The sequence below is a fragment of the Alteromonas sp. W12 genome (genome assembly GCF_001924945.1).
GTDB lineage: Bacteria > Pseudomonadota > Gammaproteobacteria > Enterobacterales > Alteromonadaceae > Alteromonas > Alteromonas macleodii.
In genome coordinates, this window is sequence record NZ_LQXH01000001.1 from 647,163 (window position 1) to 669,654 (window position 22,492).

17 protein-coding genes and 3 tRNA genes are annotated in these 22,492 nt (G+C 45.1%); 16 read left to right on the plus strand and 4 right to left on the minus strand.

Going from position 1 to position 22,492, the window contains the following annotated elements; all coding sequences use genetic code 11:
• The first annotated feature begins 71 nt into the window (after nt 1–71).
• Together AWH61_RS02635 and AWH61_RS02640 are read left to right on the plus strand one after the other, a co-directional pair.
• On the plus strand, nt 72–1,295 hold the full coding sequence (locus AWH61_RS02635; protein ID WP_249922590.1) for a YjgN family protein: 1,224 nt from the start codon (nt 72–74) through the stop codon (nt 1,293–1,295).
• Between the two features lie 5 nt (nt 1,296–1,300).
• Nucleotides 1,301–2,311, plus strand: coding sequence for a M48 family metallopeptidase (locus tag AWH61_RS02640; RefSeq protein ID WP_075176153.1), 1,011 nt, complete (start codon nt 1,301–1,303; stop codon nt 2,309–2,311).
• Between the two features lies 1 nt (nt 2,312).
• Here the strand turns inward: AWH61_RS02640 and AWH61_RS02645 are convergent, their stop codons facing one another.
• A complete protein-coding gene (locus AWH61_RS02645) occupies nt 2,313–3,209 on the minus strand; it encodes a LysR family transcriptional regulator (protein WP_075176154.1) in 897 nt (298 codons plus the stop codon).
• A gap of 17 nt (nt 3,210–3,226) precedes the next feature.
• A complete protein-coding gene (locus AWH61_RS02650; protein WP_014948663.1) occupies nt 3,227–4,195 on the minus strand; it encodes a hydrogen peroxide-inducible genes activator in 969 nt (322 codons plus the stop codon).
• A gap of 158 nt (nt 4,196–4,353) precedes the next feature.
• Between AWH61_RS02650 and AWH61_RS02655 the strand changes: the two genes are divergently transcribed.
• From AWH61_RS02655 to betI, 4 genes are all read left to right on the plus strand, one after another.
• Complete coding sequence (locus AWH61_RS02655) at nt 4,354–5,007, plus strand: carbonic anhydrase (RefSeq protein ID WP_014948664.1); 654 nt, start codon at nt 4,354–4,356, stop codon at nt 5,005–5,007.
• An 11-nt stretch (nt 5,008–5,018) separates the two neighbouring features.
• Nucleotides 5,019–6,656, plus strand: coding sequence for a SulP family inorganic anion transporter (locus AWH61_RS02660; RefSeq protein WP_014948665.1), 1,638 nt, complete (start codon nt 5,019–5,021; stop codon nt 6,654–6,656).
• A 253-nt stretch (nt 6,657–6,909) separates the two neighbouring features.
• Nucleotides 6,910–9,333 (plus strand): TonB-dependent receptor domain-containing protein, encoded by a 2,424-nt coding sequence (locus AWH61_RS02665; protein ID WP_014948666.1) that lies wholly within the window; start codon nt 6,910–6,912, stop codon nt 9,331–9,333.
• A 73-nt stretch (nt 9,334–9,406) separates the two neighbouring features.
• The gene (betI, locus tag AWH61_RS02670) at nt 9,407–9,982 is read left to right on the plus strand and encodes a transcriptional regulator BetI (protein ID WP_069943918.1); all 576 of its coding nucleotides are present in this window, start codon (nt 9,407–9,409) and stop codon (nt 9,980–9,982) included.
• A 228-nt stretch (nt 9,983–10,210) separates the two neighbouring features.
• Here the strand turns inward: betI and AWH61_RS02675 are convergent, their stop codons facing one another.
• Entirely contained in the window at nt 10,211–12,286 is a 2,076-nt protein-coding gene (locus AWH61_RS02675; protein WP_075176155.1) for a M13 family metallopeptidase, read from the minus strand.
• The gene (locus AWH61_RS02680) at nt 12,276–13,589 is read right to left on the minus strand and encodes a GNAT family N-acetyltransferase (protein ID WP_075176156.1); all 1,314 of its coding nucleotides are present in this window, start codon (nt 13,587–13,589) and stop codon (nt 12,276–12,278) included. Before AWH61_RS02680 ends, AWH61_RS02675 begins: the two co-directional genes overlap by 11 nt.
• A 118-nt stretch (nt 13,590–13,707) precedes the next feature.
• Here AWH61_RS02680 and AWH61_RS02685 point away from each other — a divergent pair, with 118 nt between their 5' ends.
• The 10 genes from AWH61_RS02685 to AWH61_RS02730 all read left to right on the plus strand — a co-directional run bounded on the left by AWH61_RS02685 (nt 13,708) and on the right by AWH61_RS02730 (nt 22,387).
• Nucleotides 13,708–14,166 (plus strand): regulatory protein RecX, encoded by a 459-nt coding sequence (locus tag AWH61_RS02685; RefSeq protein ID WP_014948670.1) that lies wholly within the window; start codon nt 13,708–13,710, stop codon nt 14,164–14,166.
• 297 nt (nt 14,167–14,463) lie between these two features.
• Nucleotides 14,464–17,061: an alanine--tRNA ligase gene (alaS, locus tag AWH61_RS02690; RefSeq protein ID WP_039223010.1), complete on the plus strand. Its 2,598-nt coding sequence runs from the start codon at nt 14,464–14,466 to the stop codon at nt 17,059–17,061.
• Between the two features lie 134 nt (nt 17,062–17,195).
• Nucleotides 17,196–17,387 carry a carbon storage regulator CsrA gene (csrA, locus tag AWH61_RS02695; protein ID WP_012517705.1) on the plus strand — a complete coding sequence of 64 codons (192 nt, stop codon included), beginning with the start codon at nt 17,196–17,198 and terminating at the stop codon, nt 17,385–17,387.
• Nucleotides 17,388–17,952: 565 nt separating this feature from the next.
• A tRNA-Ser gene (locus AWH61_RS02700) sits at nt 17,953–18,044 on the plus strand.
• A gap of 37 nt (nt 18,045–18,081) precedes the next feature.
• Nucleotides 18,082–18,158: transfer RNA gene (locus tag AWH61_RS02705), tRNA-Arg, on the plus strand.
• 53 nt (nt 18,159–18,211) lie between these two features.
• Nucleotides 18,212–18,288 (plus strand) — tRNA-Arg (locus AWH61_RS02710).
• Nucleotides 18,289–18,429: 141 nt separating this feature from the next.
• Nucleotides 18,430–18,906 (plus strand): acyl-CoA thioesterase, encoded by a 477-nt coding sequence (locus AWH61_RS02715; protein ID WP_039223004.1) that lies wholly within the window; start codon nt 18,430–18,432, stop codon nt 18,904–18,906.
• A gap of 219 nt (nt 18,907–19,125) precedes the next feature.
• Entirely contained in the window at nt 19,126–19,413 is a 288-nt protein-coding gene (locus tag AWH61_RS02720) for an OadG family protein (RefSeq protein WP_014975922.1), read from the plus strand.
• Between the two features lie 19 nt (nt 19,414–19,432).
• Complete coding sequence (gene oadA, locus AWH61_RS02725; RefSeq protein WP_075176157.1) at nt 19,433–21,253, plus strand: sodium-extruding oxaloacetate decarboxylase subunit alpha; 1,821 nt, start codon at nt 19,433–19,435, stop codon at nt 21,251–21,253.
• A gap of 3 nt (nt 21,254–21,256) precedes the next feature.
• Nucleotides 21,257–22,387, plus strand: a complete 1,131-nt coding sequence (locus tag AWH61_RS02730; RefSeq protein ID WP_014948675.1) for a sodium ion-translocating decarboxylase subunit beta — start codon at nt 21,257–21,259, stop codon at nt 22,385–22,387.
• Nucleotides 22,388–22,492 lie beyond the last annotated feature (105 nt).

Sequence of the window (22,492 nt, forward strand, 5' to 3'; positions counted from 1 at the left end):
CTACGCGACCTTGCCTTCTACATCATTATTGCGTAGCTTTATAAAAAACAAATCAAGGATGAAACGTCGCCATGAAGGATGACAATGCATATACCCCCATGCCCGACTACGAACGTTATAGTCTAGAAGAACTTGCCCAAGCGTTAAATTCCATAGACGCTATTGAGTATCCAGAACGCGCTGCCAAGATTTCGGCCTTTATCGCTGAAAGAAAGAGTAAGCTGCCCGCATCACACGAAGCAATTAGCAAAGCGAATAACAAAATAATTCGTTCCGAGCAGGTTAAGTTTCATGGTAAAGCAGGTGAGTTTTTTTCTATATGGATAGTTAATTTACTTCTGAGTATTGTTACCTTTGGAGTTTATTCTGCATGGGCGACGGTGCGTACCAAACGCTATTTCTATAGCAATACAGAGCTTGATGGTCATCGTTTTTCTTACCTTGCTGAACCGCTACAAATTTTAAAGGGGCGGGTAATTGCGGTAATTTTATTCGGTGGTTATTTTTTTCTAACTACGATAAATCCCGTTGCTGCGCTTATTTTCGCACTTGTACTTATGACATTAACGCCTGCTTTAATTATTATGAGTATGCGTTTTAGGCTTCGTATGACGGCATATAGAAACGTTAGATTTTCTTTCAAAGGCCGGTGGGGAGAAGCCTTTGCGTTATTTGTACTCTTGCCTATTGCAAGCGTATTCACCCTGTACTTGCTTATGCCTTGGGTATTAAAAAAGATTGATGCGTTTTTAGTAAACGAATCATGTTTTGGCAATAAATCTTTTTCCACCACGCTGGATACGGGCAAATACTATCGAACATCAGTTGGTGTGCTGTTTATCTCTCTATGCTTGATGCTAATTTCGTCTTTTGTGTTAGGTATTGGCGCTGTGGCAATGTCTAACGGTGAACCGTCGTCTGTTTCAGCTCCAGCTACAATACTGTTAGTTTTGTTTTACTTAGTCACTTACGCTGTAATATCAGGTTACTACAATGCTCGAATTAGGAATCACATTTTCCAAAACACACAACTTGAAAACGTTGCTCAGTTTAATTCATCGCTGGCAGCAGGTGCACTCATCAAACTGCGCTTAGTCAATGCGCTAGCGATTGTTCTAACTTTAGGAATGGCGTTTCCTTGGGCAAAAGTGAGAAGTGCAAAATTATTCGCCGACGCCACTGAAGTAAAAGTGCTTGAAGGTTTTGATCAGGTACTTGTTGGCAGCTCTGGTTCTGCTGGTGCGGTGGCAGAGGAAGCTGCGACTTTATTTGATGTTGACGTTGCTTTAGGTTAAATGCCGTGTTGGTATCTCATTACTATTACGCAAGCGGTGTTCGTTCAGATATTGTGACCTGTAATATTGAGGGCGACGAGCTGGTTATTTTCTTTGACCAAAATGGCACTTCTAAACGAGTACATAGGTCAGAGATGACTACTCGCACAAAACTTGCGGGGTTACCACGAGAAGTGTCTCTGGATGGCGGTGATTTACTTATGTGGTCGTCTAGTCCAGAGGAAGATGCCTGGCTTGATAAAAATCAATTGGTAGGAGTGAGTAAATTAGAGTCGAAAAAGCCGTACTTAATGGCAAGTATAATACTTGTGCCTTTGCTTCTTTATGGACTATTCACCCAAGCACTTCCTCGAATTGCCGTGTCGTTTTCTCAATATGTTCCCTACAGTATAAAAGAAATCGGTTCTCAACATACCTTGGCCGCGCTCGATAGTACTTTACTTAAGCCATCTAAACTTAGTACCGAATCAAAGGAATTGCACGCTAACAGTTTTTATTCACTATTGGCTCAAATAGAGACGGAAAATAAAAACTATCGCGTGCACTTTCGCCACTCTAACGTATTAGGTCCCAATGCTTTTGCGTTACCTGATGGCACTATTGTGTTTACCGATCAACTTATCGCTTTGGTCGAGGAAAACCAAGACGTATTAAACGCTATTTTTCTGCATGAAGTAGGGCATGTTGAAAACAATCATTCCATGCAGCTCATTGCAGAGTCACTATTCGCAACCCTTGCGATAAGTTACTTTTTTGGCGATTTAAGTGGCGTTTTAGATGGTGTTTTAGGCGTAGGAACAAGTGTAGTTCAAAATCAATTTAGCAAAGCTCACGAATGGGAAGCGGACAACTACGCCATTGGTCAATTAAAAGCGTTGGGTAAAGATCCCGCTGACTTCGCGGCTGCTATGGAAGCATTCCAAACGTTAGCTACAGAGCAGTCAGACCTTGATAGCTGGTTTAGCTCCCATCCACTTGTAACAGACCGTATTGATAATGCACGAAGGACAAAATAACCTATGAGGTGCTAAGCGAAAGGGTTTGAGACATTGTGATAAAGTCATCTACAAACCCCAGCGCGTCAGTAGCTTTTCGATGACCTAAATAAAGGGTTTTAGTCACGCCCGCTTCACCCATAGATTTTGTGCATAGAAGCTCACTTTCCTTTGCTTCTTCAACAAGCCACTTTGGTAAAGCAGTAACACCACGTCCCGCTGCTACCATTTGTAAGATGATCTCTGTGGTTTCAATCGTTTTATGTTGCCTCACTGTGCAATTGGCAGGAGTAAGAAAATGCGTGAATACGTCCAGTCGACTGAGTTCTACGGGGTAGGTGATAAGGGTCTCATTGCTTAAGTCTTTCGGTGTAACAAATGGCTTCTCTGCCAAAGGATGGTGCTTATCCATTACCAATACTTGCTCATATTCGAACACTGGCGTGTAGGTAATGGTTTCAAGTGAAAGAGGGTCTGGCGTGAGCAATATATCAATATCGTACCCGTGAAGTGCTTGTAAACCGCCAAAAGAGAACGCGCGGCGTACATCTACATCAACATCTGGAAAGGCTTTCAAAAAAGGCGCCACTACTTTGAGCAACCATTCAAAACACGGGTAGCACTCCATCCCAATGCGTAATATGCCCTGTTTACCATCGGCGAATCTGCGTAATTGGGCTTCAGTATGCTCAAACTGGGGTAAAACTCGGTGAGCTAAGCCCAATACACTCTGACCCGCCTGAGTCAGCGTGAGTCTTCTGCCGTCTTTTTTCCAAAGCGGTACGTCAAAATGGGCTTCCAACTTTTTCATTGCGTGGCTTAACGCTGACTGGGTTAGAAAAAGCGATTTTGCCGCTTCTGTCATCGTGCCTTCAGCATCTATCGCTCTTACTATTCGTAAATGTTGTCTATCAATCATAATAAATTACAACCAGTTTAACGTTTTTGAAGAGGGCTTGGGGCAGCACTGACTATAGTCACGGCGTCCGACAGGCGAGTTTCAATTATCTCTTTTATGATAATTGATATTTCTCTAAAGGTCTTTCGTCCAGGCGCAGTGTTTCTCCACGCTAATGAGTGCTGACGCTCAATAGGCATATCGGCAATCTCACACACGTGTAATGCTTCAGGCTTGTGCAACTCAGAATGAATATAAAGCCCGGGTAGGAAGGCTACACCCATGCCCATTACCACCATTTGACGCAAAGTATCTAGGCTGGTGCCCTCATAATCTCGCTGTAAATCTGCCCCAATCTCATCGCAAATGCGCTGCACTTGATGATGAAAGTGATGTCGGTCTTCTAGTGTTAACACTTTCTCGCCGCTTATTTCTTCTGGTTTAACATAGGCTTTTCCTGACAATTTGTGATCAGAAGGCGTGACGAATTTTAAAGGCTCTTTGAAGAGTGGTTGCGTGATCAATTGAGAGTTTTCGCCTGAAAGTGGGGAAAGAATTAGGTCATATTCACCACGCAGTAGACCGTGTTGCAATGCGTTAGGGGCGCCTTCTCGAACATAGAAGCGCAAGCCGGGCTTCCGTTTGTGCAGATCTGGTAGCACAAAGGGAAGTAAATAAGGCCCTAGCGTTGGCGGTATCCCTAACCGGTAGGTTACAACTTCACCCTCGGACAAGTCTCGTGCAATTTCGCTGAACCGTTGAGAGGCCTGCAGCACCTCTTCCGCTGCATCTAGCAAGGCTTTACCTTGGGGAGATAACAGCGTTCCCGTGCGTGATCGTTCAAAAAGCGTTAGCCCTAAAAGGTTTTCTAGCGCACTGATCTGACTGGTCAGAGTAGGCTGGCTAATTCCCAGTATTCCCGCTGCTTGCCTGAAGCTTAGGTATTTAGCCACTGCAACAAAATAGCGGATTTGGTTAATTGACGGGGTCTTTCCGTTGAATTGCATGGTGAAAATGGCTCTCTCTTACTATGCTTATGGGTAGTGTTACGTAAGCAGTGATAGTATTTAGCTATCGCGAGTTAGTATATTAAACTATTAATCTATCAGGTGAAACTGGCGTAATTACATAATCATTACAATTATTAAAAAATTGGGAGTTATATATGGATCACGTTATCTCAGGTGTTGCCAAATTCCAGAAAGAAGTTTACCCAAACAAAAAAGCTACGTTTCAAAAACTAGCTACTGGGCAGAACCCTGAAGTGCTTTTCATTACGTGCTCTGATTCACGTATCGACCCGAACTTAGTAACACAAACTGATCCGGGTGAGCTATTTATCTGCCGTAATGCGGGCAACATCGTACCTCCTCACAGCAACCAAACTGGTGGCATGACAGCGTCTATTGAGTTTGCAGTTGCTGCACTGGGCGTTTCTCACATTGTTATTTGTGGCCATACTGACTGCGGTGCAATGAAAGGCGCCATCAACCCTGAAGGCTTAAGTGCGCTTCCGCATGTAAAAGAGTGGCTAGGTCATTGCCGTGTTGCAACTGAAGTTGTTAAAGAGCGCTGTGGCCATTCAGACCTTTCTATTGACGACCTAGAAGCGGTAACGAAAGAGAACGTTGTTCAGCAAATTCAGCACCTTCGCACTCACCCTGCTGTTGCTGCAAAAATTGCAACAGGTCAGGTTAAACTTCACGGATGGGTTTATAACATTGGTTCAGGTGAAGTGCTTTACTACAACACTGAGTCTGGTGAATTCGATGTAATGGACGAGTCTACTGCCGAAGCACAACTTGCTCGCGGTGAATAAGGTCTATAACTATGGTAAAAATTAACCTTTCAAACCTACGAGGCGATTTTACCGGCGGTTTAACAGCCGGTATCGTTGCTTTACCACTGGCGCTTGCACTTGGTGTAGCGTCAGGCTTAGGCCCAATGGCGGGTCTGTACGGTGCTATTGCGGTTGGCTTCTTTGCCGCACTTTTCGGTGGTACACCAGCACAGATTTCTGGTCCAACGGGGCCTATGGTTGTTGTTCTTGCAGGCTTGTTCGCAAGTCTATCAGGCGACGCCAGCCTTATATTCACAGCTGTGATATTGGCCGGTATATTCCAGATTGTTTTTGGTGTCCTTGGCGTTGGTCAATACATTCGCCTGGTGCCTTACCCGGTAATATCGGGCTTTATGTCGGGCATCGGTGCAATCATCATCATTCTTCAAATCGGCCGCTTGCTGGGCCATGAGCCGCCAGGCGGAACAATCGGCGCATTGACATACTTGCCAACCGCGCTTGCCGATATTGATTTTGCAACCTTGGCGTTAGGCCTTGGTACCTTGGTTATTGCCTACAAATGGCCACCGCAATTAGGCAAGTATGTGCCTGGCGCACTGGCTGCACTTATCATTGGCACGCTTGTAAGTTTAGCGCTGTCTGTGCCAATTCTTGGTGATATCCCGACGGGTTTACCTAGCCTTCACCTTCCAGTATTTGACCAAAGCAAAGCACTGCTTATTCTTGAAGCCGCGTTTATTCTAGCTGTGCTGGGAGCCATCGATAGTCTACTTACCTCTCTTGTTGCTGATAACATGACGCGTACCCGTCACGATAGTAACAAAGAGCTAATCGGCCAAGGTATTGGAAATACATTTGCTGGTCTTATTGGCGGTATCGCAGGTGCAGGCGCAACGATGCGTACTGTTGTTAATATCCGTAGCGGTGGTAAGTACAACATATCAGGCATGGTACACGCGCTAGTTCTTCTAGCAATTGTGTTAGGTCTTAGTCCGCTAGCGGCGCAAATTCCTCACGCTGTTCTTGCTGGTATCTTGGTTAAAGTTGGTTTAGATATCATCGACTGGAGTTACTTGAAGCGCGCTCACAAAGGCCCACGTTGGGACTTCGGCCTCATGATTATGGTGCTTGCGCTAACGGTATTTGTAGATCTGATCACAGCAGTTGGTGTTGGCGTGGTATTCGCAGCATTAGCTTACGTTAAGCAAATCGCACAGCTGCAAATTGAAGAGCTTAAGAAAATCCCTGAGTCGTTAAACGATCCTAAAGAAAATGAGCTTCTGGAGTCTCTTAAAGACAAAGTATCAATCTTTAGTTTTGGCGGACCACTAAGCTTTGGTGCGGCTGCCGATCTGGGCCACCACGTTCGTGAGCGAGTGAAACCGGGTTCTAAAGTCACCATTTTAGATTTCTCGCGCGTTCCACTTATGGATGTTTCAGCTGCGATGGCAGTTGATACAGTTACCTCAGATGCACTAGCGGCAGGTCGTCAGCTGGTTATTTGTGGTGCTAATGCAGAAGTCAATAAGGTGCTTGAGGGCGTAAACGAAGCGCACCCAGGTATCCCCAACTTTGACACGCTACACGACGCCTTGCTTTACGCAGAAAAGCAAGTAGCCGGGACTGAAAGCAAAAACACCCGTTTTCAAGCCGCAACGCAGTCGTAAAGTAATATCAAGGTAAGATAAACCTTTCCCTTTTGGCCCTCCTTAGTGAGGGCTTTTTTGTGTCTGTTAGGCAAAGATTTCTTTGCTAAATTTCTGGGTCCGTTTATAGCTGGTGCGTGTTTACTTGGATGTCATTGAGTAAACAAACATGAAAAATGTTTTATTAATTGATTGTTCAATTAAACTTAACGCTACTGTAACAATTCCTCCCTAGAGTAGTGAGTAAACATTACACAACTACTTTGGGAAACACATGAAAACACACAATAAACTCTCGTTAGCTGTACTTGCAGCACTTTCGTCTATGACTACACCTACAGTGGCGTGGGCAGAGGAAGCAGAGCGTGCTGACGAAGAGCGCATAGAAGAAATTACCGTTGTTGGGCGAAGCGTTTCTTACGCGAATAACGCAACGAGCGACGATATGTTTAAACAACAGGCTAATCTTAGCAGTGTGTTAGCCGCGGTTGATAACCTGCCGGGTGTGCTTATTAACGAAGGTGATACCTTTGGGGCTGATGACTGGTCAACGTCTATTGTGATTCGTGGCTTTCAAGTAAATCTAAATGAGCAGCAAATTGGTATGACGGTAGATGGCATCGCCAACGGTAACTCAAATTACGGTGGTGGCGCGAAAGCGAATCGCTATATCGATACCGAAAACGTAAAAGGCGTTGAAGTTTCTCAGGGTACGGCGGATATCGCTTCCCGTTCACACGAAGCCTTGGGCGGCACACTGAATTTCACCACCATTAACCCGTCTGCGGAGCAGGGCTTAATAACCAGTGTAACTGCGGGTTCATTTGATGCGTCAAAATATTATGTACGCTACGAAACAGGCGAAATCTTTAAAGATACTTACGCGTGGATAAGCCTTTCAAGTCAAGAAAGTTCCGACTTTATGCAGCAGGCAGCAGAGAACACCCGTGATCATTTAGCTATGAAGTTTATCTCTACCGTTAACGACGTGTCTCTTACAGGTTACCTGTCTTACGACGATACCCACGAAGATAACTACCAGCGCATATACGGGCTGGCACAATATGAGCAAAATCCAGATTGGGACCAGTTAACTGACGAGTGGACAGGCGTGCCTTATCAAGATCAGGCGTATCGTCGAGGTTGGTCTACCCTACGCGAAAACCTTTTCGCTTATTTACAGGCAGACTTTACTATTGGCCAGGTCGATTTTATGACCAACGTGTATTATCACGACAATGAAGGACGCGGCGAATGGGTTCCCCCCTATATTGTTGATATCACTGATGATGGAGCAGAAGGGCACTCAGAACTTATTGTTGGAAATACGGTATTCGGTGGAGAGGAGCTGGGACAAATCTACTTTGTTGATAGACAAGGTAACCAGCTAAGCCCTATCGAGGGTTGTCAAAGCTCACTGACCTTCCCTTATGGTGGTGCAGGTGCAGAATATGACCCAGGCTGTCATGCGCAAGGCGCTATTCCCGTGGGCTCATATCGTCACACCCATTATGATAAAGAGCGTTTTGGCATTAATGCTGATGCTGTGTGGTACACCAAAATTGGTGATTTTGATAATACCGTACGTTTTGGTATTTGGTGGGAAGACTATGAGCGTGGCGAGTCTCGCGATTGGCATAAAATTACCAACTCGTCTATTAGCGTCGATTATGACAACGTGCCTTACTGGGTGCAGTACGACAGAACCTTCCCAGTTGATACCTTGATGTACTATGTGGAAGATGAGCTTGATCTAGGCTTTGCCCGCATTCGCGCTGGTGCCAAGAAGTTTAACGTAGATATCGAGAAAACGGACAACTTTGATTCAGCCAACAACTTAGCGGTCAATACTGACTCAGATACCTTATTCTCAGCCGGTATCGTTGCACCTTTACCCATTGAAGGAGTTGAAGTTTTCGCAGGTTACGGTGAGAACTTTGCGGCAATCAAAGATGCACAACTAGAGCGCAACGATACTGACCTTCGCTTTATAAAGCCAGAAACCGCTGACAACATTGACGTAGGTTTCCGCTACTCTTCACCTGGTTTCAATGCCAGCGTGACCTACTACAATATTGAGTTTAATGACCGTATTCAATTTACCAGTAACGAAACCTCAGAGGGTATAGACTTTCTTGAAGCAGCCGCGGGTGGATACAAAAACGTGGGCGGTATTGAGTCTAGCGGTTTTGAAATTTCAGCAGACATTATGCTAACCGAAGAGTTCTCGTTGTTCACTTCTATTACCTTAAGCGAGTCAGAATATGTTGCGACTGTAGGTAGTTCAGGTACGCAATACGATACACTTGACGATGCGCTGGCAGCCATCGCTGATCCTGAAAACCCTGAAGTGTCACTGGTAGCTATTGAAGGTAATACGGTTATCGGTACGCCTGACACTATGGCGGTAATTAGCCTTGATTGGGCACGCGATAACTACTTTGCAGGCCTGTCTACCAAGTACGTTGATAGCCGCTACCTGGATATTGATAATGCAGCACAAGTTGATGACTATATCGTTAGCGACTTCTATATTGGCGGCTTTATCGAAAACATTGGTTCAGGTGCTGAAGAGCTAGAAGTGCGTTTAACAGTAAACAACCTGTTTGATGAAGACTATGCGTCTACCATTGCACCAGGTGCATTTTGGATTGGCGCACCTCGCGCTGTTGCAGTCAACGCACGCTTAACCTTTTAATCGTGATATCATGCCTGCGGCGGCATTGTGCTGTCGCAGGTTATTTTTTAGATTTAAGGTTTGGAGTTGTAGCATGCCCAAGGTGGGAATGGAGCCAGTTCGCAAGAAGCAATTAATAGAAGCAACGCTAGAAGTGATGGCAGAAGTTGGCTATCACGGTACAACGATTAGCTTAATTAGCAAAAGAGCTGGGCTTTCTTCAGGGATAATCAGTCACTATTTTGGTGACAAGCAAGGTTTAATTGAAGCAACGATGCGCCACCTTCTCGATGCGCTAAAAATCACGCAGCGTATTGACGATCCCCTAGAGCGGATTGATTTCATTATTGAAAATAACTTTTCACAAACGCAAGGGGCGAGTTCCGCCACCAATACTTGGTTCAACTTCTGGGCGTTGTCACTTCACAACGAAGGCTTGCATCGTTTGCAGTGTATTAACCACAAACGCTTAGAGCGTAATTTAGCGTTTAGTTACCGCAAGCTACTTAAACCTGAGCAGGTCAAAAACGCCGCTGCGTCTACCGCTGCATTAATTGATGGGTATTGGCTTCGTTATTCCATGGGCAGTGTGGGTAACGGTGATTTTTCGGAAGCTGTAGCCCGTTGTAAGCAATACGTTCGCGATTTAGTTGCCCAATACGGAAGATAAATAAGCAAACGGAAGTTAAACAAGTACTCGCGGCTGGCGTATAAGTACCACTGATCGAATACTTATTAGAAAAATAAAAAGGGCGGTTCGAGATAAGTCGAACCGCCCTTTTTAATTATCTACACTTTCTAAATGAGCTATGCGGACTGGTATTAGCTGGCGCCAGATACAAATCGCTATCCGGCGCGAGAAGCTAGCATGTGCTCACTAAGTGCTTAACTCAATGAGTTACCAAATTCTTACGCGCTCTTCTGGCGCAAGATAAAGTGCATCACCTGGTTTCACGTCAAACGCTTCATACCATGCATCATGGTTTCTTGGAGCTTGTGCACGATAACGACCTGGCGCGTGTGTACCTGCGCGAAGTTGATTCAGCATGCTTTCTTCAGTGCGTTTTTCTTTCCACACTTGTGCCCATGCAAGGAAGAAACGCTGATCGCCTGTTAGGCCATCAATTACCGGCGCTTCTTTGCCGTTAAGGCTAAGTTTGTAGGCGTGGTAAGCCATGGCTAGACCACCCACGTCACCAATGTTTTCACCCAAGCTGTTGCGACCATTTACGAAGTTACCTTCGATAGGCTCGTACTGGCTGTATTGCTCGGCTAGCATATCCGCTTTTTCTTCAAACGCTGCGCGGTCAGCATCGGTCCACCAATTGCGCTGAATACCGTTTGCATCTGACTTCGAGCCTTGATCGTCAAAACCATGTCCCATTTCGTGACCAATTACCGCACCGATTGCACCGTAGTTAACTGCTGCGTCGGCGTTTGGATCAAAGAATGGTGGTTGCAAAATAGCCGCTGGGAATACAATTTCGTTGAACGAGCTATTGTAGTAGGCGTTAACGCGCTGCGGTGTCATACCCCAGCGATTGCGATCCGTTTTCTCTAGCTCACGTTCTACCGATTGGTCTTGGAAGAATGTGCGTAGGTTTCGAACATTGCCTACTAAGTCTTTGTTGCTGATGGTTACGCCGTCGAAAGACTGCCATTCGTCTGGGTAGCCAATTTTAGGGTTAAATGCCATTAGCTTTTCTTTGGCATTTACCTTGGTTTCTTCGCTCATCCAGTCTAGGTTTTCAATACGCTCACCTAGTGCTGTACGCAAGTTTTCAACCAGCTCTGCCATCTGCTCTTTTGAGCTTTCTGGGAAGTATTCGTTTACGTAGATCTTGCCGATAGCAAAACCAAGTGACTCAGTACCAGACATTTGGCTCACTGCGCGTTTCCAACGAGGACGAGGCTCTTGCTGACCGCTTAGTGTACGACCAAAGAAGTCAAAGTTGGCTAGGTAGATATCTTCAGAAAGGAAATCCGCATTGTTTGAAATAGTGTGATATTTCAAGTACGACTTCCAATCAGCGAGATCAGCTTCGTTAATAATTTTAATAACGTCTTTTACTGGCTCAGGCTGTGTAATATTTAGCTCAGGTACCTTATAACCGGTTTGAGCAAAATACGTATCCCAATCAAAGCCAGGGTACTCGTCAGACAGCTTGCTACGTTCAATCTGGTTAAGAGTAAGATCGCGGTCACGGCGTTTTTCGCGAGGCCACTGAATTTCTGCAATTTGTGTTTCAAGGGCAAGAATGTTAGCCGCTTTTTCAGCTGCGTTTTCTTCGCCTGCAAAATTTAGCATCTGCTCGATGTGTGCTACATAAGCTTCACGAATTTTAACAAAACGTTCGCTATCGCTCAGGTAGTAGTCGCGATCAGGAAGGCCTAAACCACCAACACCAACACTTAATTGGTATTCATTTGGGTCAAGGCGGTTGTACCACATACCGCCGCCAATTGGCGTGGTTGAGCCTACTAACCAGCTGTTACCAAATGCTTTGGTTAGGTCAGTTTTGTTTTCAATGCTATCGATAGACGTGAGTACGTCTTTAATTGGCTCAATACCTTTTTCGTTGATGGTATCTGTATCCATATAAGCAACGAAAAAGTCGTGAACAAGCTTCTCTTCTGCATTAAGCGAAGACTTTTCCATTAGCCCATCAATGATGTTTTTAACTTGCTCTTCACTACGCTCTGCAAGACCCGTAAACGCGCCGTAGCGAGTTTTGTCAGCGGGCAGCTCGTAGTTGTCGTACCATGTACCGCTCGCGTACATGAAGAAGTCATCACCAGGTTTTACCGCTTCATTACGAGCGGTCAAGTCTACGCCAAAAGAGCCTAGTTCCGCTTCGCCCTTCATTTCTGGCGCTTCAATATTGCTGGTTTGTTCTTGGGCTTTTTCAGGCTGACCGCAACCTGCAAGGCCTAAAGATGCCGCAATCGCTACGGCAAGAAGTTTATATTTCATCGTTTTTCTCGTTGTGATTATAAGTGTCGTCGTTAGGTGCAGTGACACTCGTTGTTTTTAAAGTAGGCACAAATTCCTTGTTAAACGGTAAAGCATTCCGTGCCTGATTAAAATAGCTTGCGATATGTGGCGTTTCTCGCTGTAAAAAGTCTGCTACAGCAGTGTGAAACGACGGATGTTGTAATTTGTGATGAGAACGGCAATAAATGGGCTCGAAGCCTCGAAGTATTTTATGTTCACCTTGGGTGCCGGGATTAAAAAGCGATAGCTTTTTCTCAATGGCGAATTCAATGCCTTCAAAATAACAGCAGGCAAAATGTAGCCCGTCTATTTCTTTCAGTGCTCCCCAGTATCTGCCATACAGTCCTGTATCATCGTAGAAAAAGAGGGCGCTGGCTACTGCTACCTCATTCTCTATTGCCGTCACTATAAGCATGTTCTCGCTCATGGTCTCGACAAGCTGCTCAAAGAACACATCATTCAAATATCCCACGTGACCGCTTCGTTTTAAATAGGTTGCTTTGTAACACTTTGTGAAAAACTGCAGTGTCTCTGGACTAATCTCACTGCCGGTATAATGGGTAAAGCGGACGCCTTGCTCGTTCAGTTTACGTCGACTTTTCTTGATATCTTTTCTTTTGCGGGAGGTAAGCGCGTTAAGAAAATCGTCGAAATCACCATAACCGTAGTTATGCCACTGAAACTGAACCGCGTATCGGGTCAGGTAACGGTTTAGCGTGTCGGATTGATCTCGAAGTTGTTCAATGGATAAGTCATTTGCCTTGGGGGTACCGCTACAGGTGATTTGAGCCGAGGTGCTTTCATTGGGAAATAGCCAATGAAAAGAAGATAAAGCCTCACCAAATACGGACTCTACATACGCTGTCAATGTATTTTCTAGTTCACTTAAAAGCGACGGAGTAAGCGCAATGTGTCCATCAGAAAGTAGTCTAGAACCTGTTACGGGCGTGAAGGGGATGGCCGATATCCATTTAGGATAATAGTCGAGACCGTGCTGTGCATAAGCATTAGCCCATGCGTGGTCAAACACGTATTCACCGTAGCTGTGAGTTTTCAGGTAGCCGGGAATAACGAGATTAACAGCCCCATGCTGGCTCTGCGCTATAGCAATATGGCAAGGCTGCCACCCAGATTCATTGCTGCACGAGCCGCTGCGTTCTAGCGCATGTAAAAATTCATAAGAAACGAAAGGACCCGATTCTTTTGCGAGGTATTGCCAGCGCTCTTTAGAGATCTGTTCAATCGAATCTATTATTGTTATGCGATAGTTGGATGCTGTCATGCAGTTTACATCATGTAGAGGTTAAGTGCGTAAAACGCTAGATAGTCGCAATGTACGAGTAATTAACGCTAAAATAACGCGGTTTCTACGTTTAATACAGAAGAGTAAGTTTACAAAAATGTCAGAGTTCGACCGAAAAATCATTACCGACGCGATTACTCGCATGCTGGCACGACGAGAGCATAGCTTTAACGAGATTATGCGAAAGTTGCAGCAGAAGGGAATAGCGAGTGATGCTTTCATGCCTATTCTGGAGGAATTCAAAGATGCTGATATCCAAAGCGATGCTAGATTTGCAGAAAGCCGAGCTCGCGCACTGTATTTAAAAGGGAAGGGACCCCGCGCAATTAAATTGGACTTACAGCAATACGGTGTAGATGAAAGTACTGCAGAACACGCAATGAGAGAGATTGACGCTGACTGGTTTGAAAGTGCTAAAAAAGTAAAAGAGAAAAAGTTTGGCGAGTTTTATGAAACCGAATTCGCGTTGAGACAAAAGCAGAAACAATTTCTTCAATATCGTGGCTTTTACCAAGATCACATTGAATATGCGGTAAGCGCAAACGAATCTAGCTAAAACGGCTGGTTTATGCTCATGTTTACCGACAAATAGATGCCGTTGGCGATTCGTTTTATGAATACTGGCTATTTTCGTCTACTTAAAGTGAAATTTGAGCCTATCTTCTCCCCGTTACACTTAACAAAATTGCGTTATCCATGGTATTGTTGCGCAAATTTGTGTGCATTTTAATTATCCAGAGAATTATAGCGAGGATGAGCGTATTGCGTATTCGCAAACTGCCCCGATTATAAAGCTCATTAGAACAGGCAAATCGCACGTTTCAAAAATAGAATAAAGGAAGTTAGGTTTTCAATGACATTATCAACTGCTGACTTACGTAACAAGTTTATCGATTATTTTAAAAGCCATGGCCACCAAGCGGTGGCGAGCTCGTCACTGGTTCCGGCAGATGATCCCACACTTCTTTTTACCAACGCGGGCATGAACCAGTTTAAAGACTGTTTTTTAGGTGCGGAAAAACGCAGCTATACCCGTGCGGTATCGTCACAGCGCTGCGTTCGCGCAGGTGGTAAGCATAACGACCTTGAGAACGTAGGTTACACTGCGCGTCACCATACCTTTTTTGAAATGCTGGGTAATTTCAGCTTTGGCGATTATTTCAAAAAAGAAGCGATAGAGTTTGCATGGAATTTCCTTACCAAAGAAATTGGTTTGCCAAAAGAAAAGCTTTTAGTCACCGTTTATTCTGAAGATGACGAAGCTTTCGACATCTGGGAAAAGCATATTGGTGTTCCAAAAGAAAAGATTATTCGCATTAGCACGTCAGATAACTTCTGGTCTATGGGCGATACCGGTCCGTGTGGTCCTTGTTCTGAAATCTTTTACGATCACGGTGCGCACATTTGGGGAGGTCCTCCGGGAACACCAGAAGAAGACGGCGACCGCTTTATCGAAATTTGGAACCTGGTATTTATGCAGTTTAACAAACAAGCTGACGGTACAATGGAGCCACTCCCTAAGCCTTCAATCGATACCGGTATGGGCCTAGAACGTATTTCCGCTATCTTGCAGAACGTGCACAGCAACTACGAGATCGACCTTTTCCAAAACTTGATCAAATCAGCAGCATCAATTGTTGGAAGCGAAGATTTAGAAAATAAATCGCTACGGGTTATCGCCGATCACATTCGTTCGTGCAGCTTCTTAATTTGCGATGGCGTTATGCCATCAAATGAAGGGCGCGGATACGTATTACGTCGCATTATTCGTCGCGCTGTTCGCCACGGCTATCAGCTTGGCGCAAACGATATCTTCTTCTATAAACTTGTGGCATCACTTGCCAAAGAAATGGGTGAAGCGTATCCAGAACTTGTAGACCAGCTACCGGTTATTGAAAAAGTACTGCGTGTTGAAGAAGAGCAGTTTAGCAAAACGTTAGCCCGTGGTATGGCTATTCTAAACGATACACTAGAAACTCTAGAAGGCGACACAGTGCCGGGTGACGTAGTGTTTAAGCTTTACGACACCTATGGTTTCCCTACTGACTTAACCAATGATGTAGCACGTGAGCACGACCTTAAGATTGACGAAGAAGGTTTTGAAGCTGCTATGCAAGCACAGCGTGCCCGTGCACAGCAGGCTAGCAACTTTGGTGCAGACTACAATAGTAAACTCGCCATTGACCACACAACCTCATTTACTGGGTACACCGATGTAGAAGGCCAGGCGAATGTGGTTGAACTTATTGCCGACAATGCGTTTGTTGAGAAGCTTGAAGACGGTCAAGAAGGCGTTGTGGTATTAGACAGCACACCGTTCTACGCTGAAAGCGGTGGTCAGGCAGGTGACAAAGGTGTGCTTCGCGTGGCAAACGGTGAATTCATCGTTACTGACACCCAAAAAATGGGTAATGCGTTTGCACACAAAGGTATTGCTAAAGGTTCGGTATCTAAAGGTGATACGGCAACCGCAGCGATTGATGCAGCAAATCGTGAAGCCATTAAAAAGAACCACAGCGCAACGCATTTACTTCATGCAGCACTGCGTGAAATTTTAGGTGAGCACGTAACTCAGAAAGGTTCATTGGTTGAAGCGCCGCGCATGCGTTTTGACTTCTCGCATTTTGAGGCAGTAACGGCTGAGCAACTTGCTGAGATTGAAAGACGAGTTAACCAAGAAATACGTGCAAACCACACGTTAGCAACTGAACTAATGGATTTGGATGAAGCCAAAGCATCAGGCGCAATGGCGCTATTTGGTGAAAAGTACGACGAAAAAGTTCGCGTGGTAACCATGGGGCCATTCTCTGTTGAGCTATGTGGTGGTACTCACGTTACACGTACTGGTGATATTGGCTTGTTTAAAATTACCAGTGAAGCGGGTATTGCATCGGGCGTTCGACGTATCGAAGCAGTTACTGGCGAGCATGCACTTGAAGTCGTGCAAACCCAACAAGCGACACTGTCTTCATTGTCTGCGTTATTGAAAACAGACAGCCAAAATGTACTTGATCGCGTAGTTTCTCTACAAAATCAGACTAAAGAACTAGAAAAAGCACTCAATTCTGCGAAACAAAAACTGGCGAGTCAGCAAGGTGCTGATATGCTTAGTAATGCAGTAGAGATAAATGGCGTTAAAGTTCTTATTGCGAATTTGGAAGGTGTTGAAGCGAAGTCATTGCGTTCAATGATGGATGACATCAAAAACCGAATTGGTGAAGGGATCGTAGTATTAGGTGTGGCTAATGACGCGAAAGTGAATCTTATTGCTGGCGTTACTAAAAACCTCACTAGTAAAGTTAAAGCGGGCGAGCTAGTTAACTTTGTTGCATCACAAGTAGGTGGCAAAGGGGGCGGTCGTCCAGATATGGCACAGGCAGGCGGTGACCAGCCTGAAAACTTGGGCCAGGCGCTAGATTCGGTTAACGCTTGGTTACAAGATAAGCTATAATTATTTTTGTGTATAACAGTGAGTTTTTGAAGTGACGCAGAAACATGGAATCACTGTCGCTTCCATCGGGTCGTGCCGATGGGTTGGCAAATCTTAATGGATGATGTTCAGTATTAAGGAACAGGAGCAAGCGAATGCTTATTTTGACTCGTCGAGTTGGTGAAACGCTTATGGTTGGTGACGATGTAACCGTTACCGTACTAGGTGTAAAAGGGAATCAGGTACGTATCGGTGTGAATGCACCAAAAGAAGTTTCTGTGCACCGTGAAGAGATATACATGCGCATTCAAGCAGAAAAAGGCGGTCAGCCAGGCTCTGCAGAATAATTGCATTATACGCTTCATTGGAAAAGGTCAGCTTACGCTGGCCTTTTTTGTTTTAAGTGAGTAAATCTTATCGGGCTTTAGCGCAAGTCTATTGTTTCTGTTCTATTTCGCCAGAAATGACGTTGTGATGTCTCGCGCTAACGACCAAGTTAAGTCTCTGGGTCGTGCACAGCTTTTTTCTAGCACAATGCCTTCTGGGTGGACGATTTTTAAATCGAGACATTAACCGCTTTATCTGAGATTTTGGAGCGCTTTTAAATAACTTAAGTAAGTAATACGAATCAGCGTACTTGGTTTTGAACAAATAAATTCAAAACTTTTTGATATTATTTTTGAAAAATTGACTAAATTATTAAGGCGGGTCAGTTAAAACTGCAATGAAGCTGCGCATATTCAAATGCAAATTAACGAGCATCGTTAAATAAAATTCGGTTTAATTGCTTGTATTGCGAACAAATTACTGGTTTTTTGCTCGAATCGTTTAAAATGGCAGCGGGTGAACAATTTCTTTATAAAAAAGGTTTGACTCAGGCCAATGAATCCGTAAAATGCACCCCGCAGTCAAGGAGAGGTGGGTGAGTGGCTGAAACCAGTTCCCTGCTAAGGAACCATACGCATATACGCGTATCGAGGGTTCGAATCCCTCCCTCTCCGCCATTATTCGTTGGCAGTGACGGCCAACAACAAGTTTTGCGCGTGTGTAGCTCAGCTGGATAGAGTACCTGGCTACGAACCAGGCGGTCGGAGGTTCGAATCCTTCCACACGCGCCACTTATTTTAAAGCGTCACCTTTTGAGGTAGAATTCAAAAGTACACAAGTTTACGCGTGTGTAGCTCAGCTGGATAGAGTACCTGGCTACGAACCAGGCGGTCGGAGGTTCGAATCCTTCCACACGCGCCATATTGAAGAACCCACCTTTTTAGGTGGGTTTTTTCATTTCTACTCCTTTTATTTTTGTTCTCTCCACTTTCGTCTAAGCGCGCTGTTCAAAATTTAAGCTAAACTTAATGTGTCTAACAGCAGTAAAGCGCGAGGTACGCTATGGCACATCCATCTACTACTTTTCGATTTTTAGCAGAACCTACCGACGTAAACTTTGGCGGTAACGTTCACGGTGGCATTGTAATGAAATGGATTGACCAAGCAGCCTATGCCTGTGCCGCGCAGTGGTCCAAATGTTACTGCGTCACGGTGTCTGCCAATGGCATACGTTTCATAAAACCTATAAAAGTAGGTCAGCTAGTTGAGATAACCGCATCGTTGGTACACACTGGAGCGTCAAGTATGCATATCTATGTTGTGGTTAAATCGGGCGACGCCACGGAAAACACTACGTCTGTCGCAAATCGCTGTTTTATAACTTTTATGGCGGTGGACTGTGAGGGAAGCCCAGTAAATGTGCCTGCTTACGTACCCGAGGATGAACGACATATGCAGCTAGAATTAGTGGCGATGCATGCGAAAGATTTCGCTAAACAGCTAGACAGTGACTTTACGGAAAATATAGGCTTTCATTAAGGCGTGAGTATAAATGAACGTAAATGTAGATTGCTGGCATCGGCAACGCTTATGCTAATTCCTAAAATATACTTTTGTTGCAAATTTATTAAAGAATAATGCATTAAGTTTCATTTTGGCGGGTTTTATTCATTTTAAAGTGGTTTTTTATGCTGCTTTGTTGTGTTTTGAAAAACCACGTGATACTTATTCAGGTACAAAATAACAACAGGATTGAATATGGATTCGGGATCCGTCGCTAGCCTGCTCTTTGAAGCAGGTTCTCTTATGCTTATAGGAATGGTATTTGTTTTCTCATTCTTAGGGCTTCTTATTGTGGGGATTCATCTCATTGCCCGATTTTGTGAAGCCTTTCCCGGTGAAACAGCAGAGCCTACAGCTCATTTAAAAGGGCCTTCAGCTAATTTGAGTCGAAACAATCAAGCGGTACAACCAGGAATAGACGGAAACGTTATCGCAGCTATTTCTGCCGCAATTCATACCCATCGCCAAAATTCTAAAAAATAAAGCCTAATCAGGAGTTACCATGTCTAAGCCTCTGGCCCTTACCGAGCTGGTTCTGCGTGATGCCCACCAATCCCTTCTTGCTACGCGCATGCGTATTGAAGATATGCTTCCCATAGCGGAAAAACTAGATAAAGCTGGCTTTTGGTCAGTTGAATCTTGGGGTGGTGCTACATTTGATGCCTGTATTCGTTATTTAGGGGAAGACCCTTGGGAGCGCATCAGAAAGCTAAAAGCAGCCATGCCTAACACGAAACAGCAAATGCTGTTGCGTGGTCAAAACCTATTGGGTTACCGCCATTATGCTGACGATGTTGTCACTCGCTTTGTAGAGCGTGCTCACGAAAGTGGCGTAGATGTATTTAGAATTTTTGATGCCATGAATGACATTAGAAATTTGAAAACCGCAATAAAAGCGACCATAGACAGTGGCGCTCACGCGCAAGGAACAATTTCTTATACGGTAAGCCCTGTGCACAATCTTAAGCTTTGGCTCGAAATGGCGAAACAGCTTGAAGACCTAGGGGTTCATTCTATCTGCGTAAAAGATATGGCTGGGCTTTTAAAACCGTACGAGTGCGAGGCATTGATTACCGGATTAAAAGAAACGGTTGATGTACCTATTGCCATGCAGTGCCATGCCACAACAGGGTTGAGTACGGCGACGTATCAAAAAGCTATCGATACCGGCATTGATATGCTGGACACGGCTATTTCTTCAATGAGCATGACTTATGGTCATAGCGCAACTGAGACCATGGTTTCTATCGTAGAAGGTACAGAGCGCGATACGGGTATTGCACTACCCGAACTAGAAGAAATTGCCAGTTACTTCAGGGAAGTAAGAAAGAAATACAGCAAGTTCGAAGGCAGTCTCAAAGGGGTAGATGCACGTATTCTTTTGGCTCAAGTACCGGGCGGAATGCTAACCAACATGGAAAGTCAGCTTAAAGAGCAGGGCGCTGAAGACAAATTCGAAGAAGTGTTAAAAGAAATTCCACGGGTAAGGGAAGATCTTGGGTTCATTCCTCTTGTTACGCCAACCTCACAAATCGTGGGCACGCAGTCAGTGCTTAACGTACTCACCGGCGAGCGTTACAAAAGCATTACAAAAGAAACCGCAGGCGTTCTTAAAGGTGAATATGGCGCTACCGCAGCACCAGTAAACAAGGAGTTGCAGGCGCGTGTGCTTGATGGCGCAGAGCCCGTGACATGCCGGCCTGCTGACAATATTGCACCAGAGCTGGATACACTGAGTAAAGAGCTTGATGAACTGGCTGAGAAAAAGCAACTATCGCTGTCAGACGATAAAATTGATGATGTTTTGACTTATGCCTTATTCCCGCAGATAGGCCTAAAGTTTATCGAAAACCGCGGCAACCCTGATGCGTTTGAACCTGCACCTAGCGCGCAAGAGTCGCAAAGCTCGAGTGCGCCTAAGCCTGCTGAAGCCAAGTCAAGCTCACAAGGGGCTACCGCGAGTGAAACTTACGACGTAAACGTAGATGGAAGAGTGTATCGCGTAGAAGTGGCACCTTCAGGTACGCTGACGAGTGTTACACCTGCTAGTGGCTCTCAGACGCAAGCACAGCCTCAAACTAAGAGTGCTGCGCCATCAGACTCTAACTCTTCTCAGTCTATTGATGCACCGCTTGCAGGTAACGTATTTAAAGTTTTGGTGAGAAACGGCGACAGCGTGTCAGAAGGCGATGTGGTGATGATCCTTGAAGCCATGAAAATGGAGACAGAGATCCGCTCCGCATACACCGGTACGGTCACCGACATTACTGTTAGTGAAGGCGATGCCGTAACCAGTGGTCAACCGTTAATCTTATTGGGGTAGTACATGGATAAGTTAATGGTACTTTGGGATAGTACCGCGCTTGCGCACTTTGAAGCCGGCCAGCTTATAATGATGGCAGTGGGTTTCGGCTTGTTGTACTTGGCCATTGTTAAAAAGTTTGAGCCATTGCTTTTACTGCCCATTGGTTTTGGTGCATTGCTTACTAACATCCCTATTGCTGGTTTTTCAGAAGCGGGGGGCTTGCTGCACTACATATACAAAATCGGCATAGATACAGGGGTATTTCCTCTGCTCATCTTTATGGGGGTAGGCGCAATGACTGATTTCAGTGCGCTTATTGCTAACCCCAAAATGTTGTTACTTGGCGCAGCTGCGCAGTTCGGTATTTTTGCTACCTTGTTTGGCGCGATAGCGTTAAACCTTATACCTGGCTTTGAGTTTACGTTAAAGGACGCGAGCGCCATTGCTATCATAGGTGGCGCGGATGGGCCGACGGCTATTTTCCTTGCCTCACGGCTTGCACCTGATTTGCTTGGTGCGATTGCAGTCGCTGCATACTCTTACATGGCGTTGGTGCCTATTATCCAGCCGCCCATCATGAAAGCGTTGACCACAAAAGAAGAACGCGAGATAAAAATGGGTCAACTACGACCTGTGTCAAAGCGAGAGAAGATTATTTTCCCGCTCGCAGTGCTGTTTATGACTATCTTGTTTTTACCTGCCGCTACGCCGCTTGTCGGTATGTTCTGCTTCGGCAACTTAATGAAAGAGTGTGGCGTGGTAGACAGATTGAGCAAAACAGCCCAAAACGAGCTCATCAATACGGTCACCATTTTCCTTGGTTTAGCAGTAGGATCAAAGTTATCAGCTGAAGCATTCCTTACGGTCGAGACTTTAGGTATTTTGGGGCTTGGGGCTATCGCGTTTGGTATAGGCACTGCCGCAGGCGTACTCATGGCCAAGCTAATGAGTAAGCTGTCGGGTGGCAGTATAAATCCACTGATTGGCGCAGCTGGCGTCTCTGCTGTGCCGATGGCAGCCAGAGTGGTGAACAAAGTTGGGCTAGAAGCTAACCCTCATAACTTCTTACTTATGCATGCGATGGGGCCTAACGTGGCTGGCGTGCTAGGTAGTGCGGTTGCCGCAGGTATACTTTTGGCTCTGGTTGGCTAGAAAGCACGAATGCATTGCTGTACAAGGGGCAGTTTATCTGCCCTTTTTTTATTGCATGGCGTTTGTTCAAAAAAGGCTTTCTAGGGTTTTCTTTTTGTGACGAGT